This window comes from Rivularia sp. PCC 7116, from assembly GCF_000316665.1.
In the GTDB taxonomy this organism is placed as follows: domain Bacteria; phylum Cyanobacteriota; class Cyanobacteriia; order Cyanobacteriales; family Nostocaceae; genus Rivularia.
In genome coordinates this window covers 554,291-567,022 of record NC_019678.1, presented here as the reverse complement: position 1 = coordinate 567,022, position 12,732 = coordinate 554,291, and the positions used below count along the sequence as shown (strand labels likewise).

Annotated in this window: 7 protein-coding genes; 3 read left to right on the top strand and 4 right to left on the bottom strand. The window is 37.5% G+C overall.

The genetic code is table 11. The features are described 5' to 3' along the window. Positions 1-601 precede the first annotated feature (601 nt). Positions 602-2,920, top strand: a complete 2,319-nt coding sequence (locus RIV7116_RS02145) for an ARC6/PARC6 family protein (RefSeq protein WP_015116621.1) — start codon at positions 602-604, stop codon at positions 2,918-2,920. Positions 2,921-3,048: 128 nt separating this feature from the next. On the opposite strand, the gene RIV7116_RS02140 is transcribed toward RIV7116_RS02145, so the two are convergent. Further along, complete coding sequence (locus tag RIV7116_RS02140) at positions 3,049-3,942, bottom strand: hypothetical protein (protein WP_015116620.1); 894 nt, start codon at positions 3,940-3,942, stop codon at positions 3,049-3,051. Between the two features lie 586 nt (positions 3,943-4,528). Continuing rightward, complete coding sequence (locus tag RIV7116_RS02135) at positions 4,529-6,274, bottom strand: hypothetical protein (RefSeq protein ID WP_015116619.1); 1,746 nt, start codon at positions 6,272-6,274, stop codon at positions 4,529-4,531. A gap of 734 nt (positions 6,275-7,008) precedes the next feature. On the opposite strand from RIV7116_RS02135, the gene RIV7116_RS02130 reads away from it, so the two are divergent. Together RIV7116_RS02130 and RIV7116_RS02125 are read left to right on the top strand one after the other, a co-directional pair. Beyond that, positions 7,009-8,241, top strand: coding sequence for a succinate--CoA ligase subunit beta (locus RIV7116_RS02130; RefSeq protein WP_015116618.1), 1,233 nt, complete (start codon positions 7,009-7,011; stop codon positions 8,239-8,241). A gap of 702 nt (positions 8,242-8,943) precedes the next feature. Beyond that, positions 8,944-9,825 (top strand): succinyl-CoA synthetase subunit alpha, encoded by an 882-nt coding sequence (locus tag RIV7116_RS02125; RefSeq protein WP_015116617.1) that lies wholly within the window; start codon positions 8,944-8,946, stop codon positions 9,823-9,825. A gap of 128 nt (positions 9,826-9,953) precedes the next feature. Here the strand turns inward: RIV7116_RS02125 and RIV7116_RS02120 are convergent, their stop codons facing one another. Together RIV7116_RS02120 and RIV7116_RS02115 are read right to left on the bottom strand one after the other, a co-directional pair. After that, positions 9,954-11,654: a hypothetical protein gene (locus RIV7116_RS02120; RefSeq protein WP_015116616.1), complete on the bottom strand. Its 1,701-nt coding sequence runs from the start codon at positions 11,652-11,654 to the stop codon at positions 9,954-9,956. A gap of 92 nt (positions 11,655-11,746) precedes the next feature. Continuing rightward, entirely contained in the window at positions 11,747-12,697 is a 951-nt protein-coding gene (locus tag RIV7116_RS02115; protein WP_015116615.1) for an ABC transporter ATP-binding protein, read from the bottom strand. Positions 12,698-12,732: the final 35 nt, after the last annotated feature.

Genomic DNA, 12,732 nt, shown 5'->3' with positions numbered 1-12,732 from the left:
TTAATTTTTGATGGACTGTTTATCCAGCAATAATAATTACTTAGACTGCATTTGCTCCTATAGATTACCGTTTCAGGATATCAATATTCTGCATTTTGATTAACAAATTAAATTCAGACAGCAAATATCCGGAATATCTCTGTAGATATTTGTACTTAAATCACAATTATGATAATATCTTTTTCTCGTTTAGGAAAAATATTATCGGGTTAATGCTTTATCTTTTCTTTTAAATGAGAAAAGCCTTTGTCTATGGGGATAATGTCCTTTATCGAACAAAAGTGTTGTTGTGCAAGCACAGCCCTTTTATATAGTGTGTACTTAGCAACTTAGTTGTGAATAAAGGTAATATCTAAATTATCAAAGGGTAAATACTCTGTTACACTAAGCACATTTGACTATTGAAGGAGGTTAAAGATACGCCTAAATTTACATTCATAACCGAGTGCGCTTACTCTACCTAAAGGGAGGTATGGGTATAGATGTTGCGATACACACTCTTTTGTGTGAAATGACTGGGTTATTATTATGGCACGGTTTTACAAACCCAAGAATATATTAAGAAAACTTTATCGATGAAGGCTGAGCGGGGAAGTAGACTGTGCAAATTCCGCTAGATTATTACCGAATTTTAGGAATTCCGATGGCGGCAAGTGATGAGCAGTTGCGTCAAGCATACAGCGATCGCATTGTCGGACTGCCGCGACGCGAATATTCCTCTTCAGCAATTGCATATCGAAAAAAATTTATAGAAGAAGCATACGTGGTTTTATCAGATCCGAAACAACGCAAGGAATACGACCGGGTTTATTTGACAAACGCTTACACTCCCGAAGATGAGCGCTATGGGGGTGTAGCAGTAAAAAAAATGACACCTGGGGTTCAAGCTGACATTGAATCTAATGCTTTAGGTATCGATATTTCCCAAGATGAGTTGATTGGCGCTTTAATGCTTTTGCAAGAGTTGGGAGAATACGAACAAGTTCTAAATTTGGGTCGCCCATACTTAGTTAATCAAAATGGTAAAGTAGCCGGTAATTCAGGTCAGCCTTCAATACAAGCCCAACTGACTCCCGAACAAAATGCCCAACGTCCAGATGTTGTTCTGACTGTTGCTCTTGCTTGTTTGGAATTAGGTCGCGAACAATGGCAGCAAGCTCACTACGAAAATGCAGCAGTATCGTTAGAAACTGGTTTAGAACTGTTATCCAACGAAGGATTATTTCAAAACGTTCAAGCTGAAATAGAAGCGGATCTGCATAGACTGCGACCCTATAGAATTTTAGAATTACTAGCATTACCACTAGAAAAAACTGCCGAAAGACAACAAGGATTACAGTTATTGCAAGAAGTACTGCAACAGCGCGGCGGTATTGATGGCGCGGGTAAGGATGAATCTGGTTTAAACGTAGATGATTTTCTACGGTTTATTCAGCAGTTACGTCATTATTTAACCTGTTCCGAACAACACAAGCTATTTGAACAAGAAAGCCAACGCCCTTCTGCTGTTGCTACATACCTAGCTGTATATGCTTTGATAGCACGCGGGTTCACTCAGCGTCAACCTGCTTTAATCCGTCAAGCGAAACAAATGTTGATTCAGTTGGGCAAGCGCCAAGATGTACATTTAGAACAATCTCTTTGTGCTTTACTTTTAGGGCAAACCCAAGAAGCAACTCGTGCTTTGGAATTGAGTCAGGAGTACGAAGCTTTAGCATTCATTCGAGAAAATTCTCAAGATTCCCCCGATTTGCTTCCCGGACTATGCCTATATTCAGAAACTTGGTTGCATTCTGAGGTATTTCCTCATTTTCGAGATTTGAAAGAGCGACAAGCTTCTTTAAAGGAATACTTTGCTGATGAGCAAGTACAGGCTTATTTAGAAGGTTTACCTAGAGATAATCAAGTAAATAAAACCTCACCTCAGCCTTCACCTCAAAGTCAGCCAAATAATCAAAATACTCAAAATACTCAAAACGTAAATAATTCTAACGTTGTTTACCGGCAATTCAATCACCGCAGGCAAACACCACCGGGGTATGCTCAAAAAACAACCCCAAATACTTCTAGCCAACCAAGCAATGTAGCACATATCAACAACGAAACCCCTCATTCGGTGGGACCGCTTCCAACAACGGAACGTTTGAGAGGTGGCAACAACACCCAAAACGGTTCTGCTAGAGCGATGGCGACAGCCAGTAGACCTCCCCAAACGAATGGTCGTAGAAAACGCAAACAAAGCGAAATTCCTAACGGGCAGCTAGAAGGTGCGCCCCGTCCTAGAGTCGCCAGACGACGCAGTACTCCGTCTAATCTGCAAAAAAGAACCCGCTTGATTTGGTTAATTTTTGGCTCATTATCGGGTTTATTAGTTTTATGGTTATTACTGGGTGCAGCTGTAGGATTATTGCAAAACTTGTTTTCTCCCGAACCAACTTTAGAAGGGGAACAGTTGAGCATACAGATAGATCGTCCACCAATAAAAATACCGACAGCAAACAGCCAACCTATTTTAGATAACGGTGCTTTAACAAAAGTAACAGCAGAAGAGATAGTTAGAAATTGGCTATCTATCAAAGGACAAGCTTTGGGACAAAATCATAATATTCAAAGCTTGAATAATATTTTAACAGGTACGGCTCTTGCCTTATGGCGAAACATTGCTCAACAAGTCAAGCAAAAGAATCATTATCGAACCTTTGACCATAGCAACCTGAGTATTGAATCTGTGGATACGGTTCCTGGTAACAATAATCAAGCTGCTATTGAAGCGACAGTCACAGAACAAGCTCGCTTCTATCAAAACGGTAAAATCAATGAGCGAAGGTCTTATAACGATACTATAAAAGTTAGGTATATGGTATCTAAAATAGGTGGAAAATGGCGTATTAAGGAAATGTCAGTGTTAAGTACAAATTAGTTAAGTGGATTGGGGTTAAAAATTTTTTCATTCTTCAGAGAAACACCTGGTAATTAATTACTTACCAGGTGTTTCTGTTTAAATTATTATGAATCAAAATATTTAATTTTCATTTATAAGAATTATATTTAATAAGCCATCATTCTGCGGAAGTAGTCTATTTTTTGCATATCGGAATTGAACTGACTCATTGTATTTGAACTATTAGCAGTCCGATTTTCACCATTAGCAATATTTTCAAATTCGCGAGCTATATTATGTATTTTGTGACCGCGCTGAAAGTATTTATTGATTAAAGCAACTGCCTTCTGTCGTTCTTGAGGTGGTGTGTTTGACCAAGCTTGTTGTAAGCGAACCCAACGACTTTCGGCTGTTGCAAAGCTTTTTCTTACGTTTGCAGAGGAAAATCCAGAACGTGTTCTTTGTAACCCTCGCGCCCATCCTTCGTAAGTTGGGTTTCTAACAGATGTTCCAGCTAACTGAGCCACAAACTTGCTAGACGCATTCATAGCATCAACAGTTCTTTTAGTTACTACAATTTTATATGTAGGATCGACATAGATGACTGGTGAGTACTTGTACACTACCGTCATTATTGATGGTTTATTAAGACTATTGTTTGCAAGGTTGGAAAGGTAAATATTTGCGAATAATTTTTCTCGTCCATAAGCAAGTTTAAGTGGATTTTGTGAATGTTTTTTAATACCTGGAAGAACTTCTTCAACCAGCCTATAACCTTGCATGAATTCAACTGAATTGTCACGAAAACCTTTTATTAATAAGTCTCTAACCCATTGCTTGTCTGCTGCGGTAAACTTTTGACCAGCAAGAAATTCCCCAACTTCAATAGCTGAGTTAACCATACTTTGAGTTAGTTGCTGACCGTTAACTGTAGCCAAAACGGTACTAGCTATTTTGGTAGGACGCTGTACCTGAGCAACTGCTGTATTATTAACAATTACCGGGGAAGCTGTAGCCAGCATCAAAGCAGCAAATGTTATAGTACGCATTCTGTTAAGCATGAGAAAGATTACCTTTGAATGTTGGGTTGTGTATTATTTGTCTGGAGTAGCTAACCTAAATTACGCATTATTTATATTTTTTAATAATTTAGGTGACATATATTACAGTTGCGATTGCTAATAAAATTGACTGGATACAGTAGCGTTATCGTCATATTTACAGGCTAATAGCCAATGCAGTCGTACAGTATCCAATAAAACATTCAGTAATATAATTTATCTCGGCTTACATATAAATACAGAAAAGTGCAATTACTTCCATTCCCAATACTGCTCGGTTAAGAGCAGATCCTCCCTAACCCTCCTATTTATGGGAGGGAACTAAGCCCCCAATTTAGCGGGGGTTTGGTGAGACTACTCCCCTGCGGAGGTTATCTCCGTTAACCAAAGTGGCGCTCCGTTTTAGGAAGTGGCGTTTGAGGAACGAAACCCAACACTCAAAACTGCTATAAAGTAATATGGTGCGTTATGCCTTGGGCAATAACACACCCTACAAAGAAATTATGTATTATTTATATTTTTTAACAAATTTAATGACTAGTAATTCCTACTTTTAACCTATTTCTGCTGCCCAATTCCCGATAAATTAATTAAGAGTACGCTCGTAAATCACATTTCCTTGAGCGTCGTAAACAATCAGGGGTACGTCGGCATTATCGCTGATTGCTTCTAAAGCTTGTTGCAAGGTTTGCAAGTGATTATTTACACCATCGATAATACTAGTATCTCCTTGAGTGCTGGCTTCTAATAAATTTTCTTGCAAGTTTTGCTCGTAGTCGGGGCTGATTCGCACGGTAATTCCTTGATTACCCATGATATAAGTACAAACGCGAATCTCGCCGGAACAAGTTCTTTCTAAATCCGAACGAGTTTTCTGTATACGATTGGCAATTCTCAACTTTTCTCGGGCTTGTTCGAGAGATACAGATGCTGGTGTAATTATTTTCTCAGCTTCGACACTATAAAGGCTGCTGGTAGCAACTTGTTTTGCCGAGCTTACTGCTGTTTGCCACTGCATAAGTGCTTGCGTCCACTGGTTTTGTCGTTCGTAACGTTTGGCAAGGGAGACTGCATTAACGGCTTGTCTGTAAGTTTTGGCTGCCATTAATTCTTTTGTAGTGCGATTTTTTGCTGCTAATAGTCGGGGTTTATACTCTGATATTAATTTTTGGGCATCTGAATATGCCGGACTTTTGGCAGGAATTGGGGTTAATGCATTTAAAGCTACTTGCCAAGTGGCTTGAACTTTTTGCCAATCTTGTAAACTTCTCGCTGTTGCTTGTCGTTTTTCGGCGACGATAGCTACGGCTTTAGCTGAAGTGATTTTTTTTGTATACTTATCTTCTTTTTGCAGTAGAGCATTCACAGCCTGTAAGTTAGCGCGATAATTTCTGAGTTTTTCTTGTGCAAACTGATAAAGTTCGCGATCGCTATTGATTGCTTCTAGAGGCGAAATTGCTTGTCTCCACAATCGCTGTCTATCTTGCAATTGTTTTAAGCTTGAGGCAGGAGTCTTACTTTTTTGCTCTGCTATCTGGGCTGCTTGAAAAGCTGTAAATACCTTTTGAATTTCTGATGATTTGTCTGATAGGGAGAGCGAGAGTTGTTGTGATTCTTGAGAATAAGGGGATAAACCGGGTATTTGCCGGAGGTTAGTATTTGCTTTATCAATTTTTCTTTGTAAACGAGCTAAATCTTGCTCCGAGTTGATTTTTTTAATCAATTCTCCGTAAGAATTATCTAAATATTGAGCAGTTTTTAGTTGAGTGCATGTGGTTATTAAACAAGGGCGAGTTGCGACGTATGCACCACCTAAAGTTGCACAAATCATTACACCAAGCATTGAAAGTACAATCAGCTTGGGATTAAAGCCTGCTAAGTTGGGTTGAGAATCTTCGGGTAAAGGGTTTTGGGCTAGAGAGTTACTAAAATCGTCTTCTGTCTCATTGACTGGCGAATAAGTTAAAGCTGAAGAATCGGGAATACTATTATCTTCTTCGGCTTCCTCTAACTTTGGAGCGCCGTACTGTTTTTCCAAAGTCAAGGAACGTTTTGAGTAAGGAAGCTTTACTCCAGCTACTCGTAAAAATATTTCTACTTTCTCTTGTGGGTATTCGCGGGAATTATTAGATAGTGCTTCTTTAAGAACTGTAAAAATATTTTCGGTATCTACTGCCACACCTTGAGGGTGCTGAGTCAAAATCATCAATTGGTGATTTTTTACAGCGCACCGAACTCCAAAGAATTCTCCAGATGGAACGTCTGCACGCAAGTGTTCCTGTAAATTGTCCGCTAACAATTGTAAATTATCCTGCTGAGTCGCTACTGTCATAAAGCCCCGTTCAGTTCCGTATATTTTTCTTAGAGATTAAGATTTGTTTGAGTTGGTAAAACTAATTTTGTTCAACTAGCTGCAATATAAAATCCGAACGTACATTTTTTAACACAACAAACGAGTTTTTACAAAAAGTCGAACTACTGCAAGCAAGGCTAGATTTATAAGTAAACAACAGCATAACTCGATTCATTTTAGTTGCCGAGAAAATACTTAATTTTTTGCCTTAGTTGTTCTTATTGCCTACCTATAAAATTATTTTTATTGATATGATAGTTTTTCGTTTAAAAGTGGGAATAATAAAATTTTGCATTCTTGCCAATTCTGCAATAAATTGTTTCAAAATTTAATACATAGTTTTATTAGACGATTATTGTATTAGCGATAATTTATAATCTTATTTCTAGCATTAATTACACAGATGCTTTGTCTGTGCTATGTATCGCGACTTATCAATAAAATTGCTTAAAAGCAAAACTGTAAGCATTTTTACTGATATCTTACATCACTTTCTATAAAGTAATAGGGGGTGAGAATCGCTTTTTAATTTACCCAATTTACGCTATTGGATAAAATTAGTAACAGAAAAATAACTGGTTTTTAACAGCTTGTTTTTAAAGGTTCCGTTTGGGGCTTAAAACTTAAAGCTAATTGTTAGGGTGTATGCTGTATGTTTTAGACAGCACCGCAGTAATCCTCTACAAGGCAAGCAATATAAATGGTGTGTGTCAATGGAATTATTGGAATATCAAGTAAAAGAATGGTTTGGGAAAATGGGTATTCCGGTATTACCTTCCCAAACAATCGATCATCCTACCGACTTAAAACGTTTGAAAATCGACTACCCAATAGTTTTGAAATCTCAAATTTATGGAGGAGGAAGAGCAAAGGCTGGCGGAGTCAGGTTTGTCGAAACTACAATTGATGCGATCGCGACGGCTCAAAATATTTTTAATCTGTCGATTTATGGTGAGCTGCCAGAAGTACTATTGGCAGAAGCGAAATACAATATCGAACAAGAACTGTATTTAGCCATTGTTTTAGATACCGCTGTATGTCGTCCAATACTTTTGGGGTGCAATGAAGCGGATATAGATTGGGAAGAAGCTGGAGAAAAAATGCAGCACGTGGTGGTAGAAGAGCAGTTTTCTCCTTTTTACGCTCGAAGACTAGCCTTAAAAATGGGTTTGCAAGGTGCCTTGATGCAGTCGGTAAGCGAGGTTATTGAAAATATGTACCGATTGTTTGTCGAAAAAGACCTAGATTTGGTCGAAATCAACCCATTAGGAGTAAATTCTTCGGGACAGGTAATGGCTCTGAATGGAAACGTTAGTATTAATGAAAGAGCGATTCGTCGTCATCAAGAAATTGCTGTAATAGCTCGTAAATTAGTTAGCCGTAATATCTCAAAAGATACAAATGGCAACTTCGGCAATTGGGATGGAGTAGGAATGCATGGTAAAATAGGTGTTTTGGGAAATGGCGCTGGTTCTGTAATGGCAACTCTAGATTTAGTTGTAAGTAATGGTGGAAAACCAGGAGTATGTCTTAATTTGCGACATGCATTTTTAACCGATACTATGCCGACTACTTTTAATACTCGTTTGCAAAAGGCTCTACAAATCCTAGCTGCTGATAAAAGCATCAAAGTAATACTAATTAATTTTTTAGGTAGTATTCCTCAAGCAAAAGAAGTTGCGGAGGTAATTGCAAACTTTGTTAAGCAACAATCTAGTCCGAACTCGCAAGAGTTTGTTTCTGATGGTAATAAAAATCGTCGCAGAGGTTTTTCTCTACCTCGATTAGTTATTCGCTTAGCTGGTTCCGACTTAGATACAGCCAAGAATTATTTATCAGATTTAACAAATGTTGCCCAGAATCCGATATTACTCGTAGAAAGTTTAGATGAGGCAGTGACTCAGGCAGTTAAAATTACAAAAGAAAATGTTAAAAGGCAACGATAAAATCAGGAAACAATAATTTTTAATATTGTGAATACGGCTGGTATAAAAATTAATTTTTTGTAATACCATCTACCGTTATTGATAGTTACTTAAGTACGTTTAGCAAGGTATGATCTTGGTAAGCGTAAATAATTATTTGCTTATCTATATGAGCAGATAATTAACACCATCCCCTTTATCTTTTATCGTCGATCAATTGCTGAGGAGGTTGAATTGAGTTATTAATCATTGATTTAAATCAATATATATTTACCTATCGGTGGAGGTAGTTACTCAAGGTACTAAGTATATTGTCTGTTGAGAAAATAATACAGTAAATCAATTAAGTGCTATATCCGAAATAACCAATTTTAATTGGGAACACACTTAGAACCGATAACTTATAAATCTTTTACTTTATTAGATATGTTTTCACTGCTTACTGAGCATTAAAATAGCTACCTCTAAGGTCAGTCATACTGAATTCAACATTCAAATGCAAATTCAGTATAATTTTTATTTTCTAATGGCAAACAAAAGTATTTAACTTTTTCATAACCTCATTTTAACCTAGAATATTATTTTTTGAAAGGTTAAAGTTGGCTTTCTTCTCATCTAATTCGCGATACGCGAGCAAAGCCATATATCGTAATTTAGAACTGCGTTTTCGTGTTTCTTCGTTACTTGAAAGGCTAAGTTCTTCTTAAAATTTTATGCTTTTTTATGAATTTAACGCCAGACAGTAAAGTAATCATCCAAGGCTTCAGCGAGTTTATTTCAGAAACTCATATTTCTCAAATGAAAGCATATGGTACAAATTTGGTCGCTGGGGTAAATCCTGGATGCGGTGGCAGTAAGCAGTATGGTTTGCCAGTATTTGATTTAGTTGAGGAAGTGGTAAAGAAATATGGGGCGATTCATACCACAATCATCTGCGTACATCCCTTTCAGGTTTTAGACGCAGCATTAGAAGCAATGGGTTCTGGTATCAGTCAAATTATTATCATTTCTCCTGGAGTACCTCCCTTAGACATGGTAAATTTATTTCGCCGTGCGGAAGCTCAAGAAACCATAATTGTAGGTCCTAATAGCCCAGGTATAATTGTGCCGGGGAAAATTTTATTAGGTACCCATCCCAGCGAATTTTACATACCTGGACAAGTCGGAATAGTCAGTCGCAGCACTACTTTAACCTACGAAATTGCTTGGGAATTAACCCAAGTGGGGCTAGGGCAGTCAATTAGTGTAAGTATAGGTAGTGATGGAGTTGTAGGTTCTTCTTTTATCCAGTGGCTGCAAATTTTAGACGAAGACGAAAATACTCAAGCGATAGTTTTAGTAGGGCAACCTGGTGGGGGGCGTGAAGAAGCCGCAGCAAGTTATATATCCGAAATGATTGATAAACCGGTGATTGCTTACATTGCCGGAGTACATGCTCCACCAGCGAAACATTGGCGACAAACAGGCACTCTAGCGGCAGTTATCGGACGCGATCCAGAATTCGGTACGGCAAAAAGTAAACTCCAAGCCTTTAAAGATGGGAAAATACCGGTAGCTCAACGTCCTTCTCAAGTAGCGGAATTAGTTAAGAAAGCGCTCAAATAAGAGTGAGAAGTGAGCAGGAGTTAGAACTAAATATTGATCGCTGTTCACTCCTCACTGTTCACTCCTCACTGTTCACTCCTCACTGTTCACTCCTCGCTGTTAACTGCTAACTGCTAACTGCTAACTGCTCACTGTTCACTGTTGGCAAATAGTGCTTTAGTGGCTGACTCACCGGCGGATTTAACTTGCTTAATTAAATACCAATTTAATAATGCTGCGATGGTTGACTGGCAAACAAAAACGGTAAAAACTGAGCTAATTCGAGAATTTTCGACACCGTACCAAAAACCAGTTGTAAACAACCATAAAAGGCTGCCGATATTATCTGTGCTTGATGCCGGAACGCTCAAAATTAATAAAATAAAAGCTGGGAGAATGATTGAGGCACCTGTTGCTCCCAATGCCCATAAATGCCGTTTGGAATTTTTTAGCATCAACATAATTTGAGCAATAGTAGCGTATATTATTGTCGAACTGATAAATAACAATACGCCCAAGCATCCTAAAACTTGGTAGTTAATTCCATAAAAATGCGTTTCTAGATTCAGAATCATCACCATAAAAGCACTTGCAGCAATTAATAAAGTAATTCCAATTGCTAAAATAGCCGGACTTTTTTCGCTTACAAGTAAATCTGAGACTAATGAATTTTTGGAAGAATTACTGTTTACGCTAACTCTGTGATATCTAAATCTTGCCCAATCTTGTACGGCTTGTCTTGGTGGTAAAATAATTGCGAATAATCCTATAAACAGGAATAAATTCCAGATGTATAAACTTTCTAAGCTGTTAAAGAAATTGTGCTTACTACTAAAATTCTCTGAAAGCAAAAATCCTAAGATTATGATTTCAAAATTTGTGACAATCAAGTAACTTTGTTGTTTGCTGAAGATAGTAGCATTAGGATTCCGAAAACACCGTTTTAACCCTTGCCAAGCCCAGTAAGTCCAAACAGCATAATTGAGTAAGTGTATTGCAACCAAAGTCACAATACTTCTTCCTAAAGGTAAACTAAAAAATCTCAACTCTTCGAGTGCTACAGACTTTTTATAAAATAAATTAGGAAATAAAAAATTCGTCATATCTAACGGGCTAAATAACCTGAAAAAGGCAATATTAGCTTCATAATAACTGCTTTGATTCATTCCTACCGTAATCATTAAGAACAGCATAAGCAAACCGCTAGCCAGCCAAGGTTTAAAGCCACTAAGTACAGAGCCACCAAATATACCGATTAGCAAAGCAACACTATAAAAGCAAATACAGCTAGCTATAAGGATTAAATAGAAACATAAGATGTGACTAAAAGAAATATTTGCAAGTTTTCCACTAAAAATATGAAAAGGAATTGCAGCTAGGCTTACAAGATAAATTAAAACTGGAACTCCAATTAATTTTCCGGTAAAAATGCTTGTTTCCGACTGCGGGCTAAGACGAATAAAATTCAACGTACCTCGACGTTCTTCTTGAGATAAATCATTAACTATTAAATAAGTCCCTGCTACTAACAGCGTAAAAATCAAAATTACACTGAGTGCTAAAAATATATATTCCCAGTGGTCTCGCCACCATAATTGCATATCAATTTGATTCGTAGGACAATATCTTAATTCTGGATTTAGTTTTCCTAAATCTCTTGCCTTGCAATATTTACTATAAGTTCTGTAATTCTCACCGGGAAAATCTCGTAATTGATAAAGAAATATTATCAATTGAGTAGCAAGAGATGTAACTATAGCGATAATTACCGGAAACGGTTTCAAACGACCTTTTAATTCTCTTAAAAGCTGTGGATTCCAATCGCCAATTTTATCAATTGAATTAAGCATTATAGTTATTAATTGTTAGTTGTTAGTTGTTAGGAGTCACAAGTTAAAAGTTTGAAGTTAATAATTTAAGTTGTCTTATTCCTTCTTTACTGTTAACTGGCTTGTTTATGACCTAACTTGAGGAAAATGCTTTCTAAATCTTCTTGGGTAGAGTGAAATTCAGTCAAAGGTATTCCAGCAGTAACCAGAGAACGTAATAAATCGGCAGAGTCTTCTTCTGTGCCTGAAAATTCTATCTTGACGCTATCCTTATTTGCTGAAATTTCCCAATCTTCTACCAGAGGATTATTTTTTAGCTCACCTAATAGCACCTCTAGTTTTTCCAAAGTGGAAATAACTATCTGTTGGGTAGCACATCTTTGATAAAGTTCTTGCAGGGAAGCACTTTCGACTAAAAAGCCAAGTTCCATAATTCCCACCGAGGTACATAACTCGGCTAAATCGCTTAGAACATGGGAAGAAATCAAGATTGTCATTCCTGCTTCTTGCAATACCTTGATGATTTCCCGAAACTGCATCCTGGCAATGGGATCTAACCCCGAAACTGGTTCATCGAGTAGCAGTATTATCGGTTCGTGGATAATAGTTCTAGCCAAACACAAACGCTGTTTCATCCCCCTCGATAGAGTTGAGATTAAACTATTGCGCTTATTCTCTAGTTGGATTAGCTGTAAAACCTCATGTAACCTTTTGGTGCGTTTAGGTTCTTTGAGAAGATATAACCTTGCAAAATAATCCAAGTAATCCCAAACAGTTAATTCCTTATATAAAGGATAATCATCGGGTAAATAGCCCAAACGACGTTTAAGAGTCGGATTTGTTTTATCCCGACGCAGGCGATCGCCATTTAAATAGATTTCTCCGGCAGTGGGTTCTTCTGCTGCTGCTAACATGCGAATAAGTGATGTTTTACCAGCACCATTAGGTCCTATAAGTCCGTAAACCTCACCTTCGCCGATTTCTAATTCAAGGTTATTAACAGCTATATGTTTGTCAAACTGTTTATATAACCCACTGGTACGAATGGCTAATTCTTTTACCATTATTTTTCAGGTCAAACTGGTATTTTCGACTGACT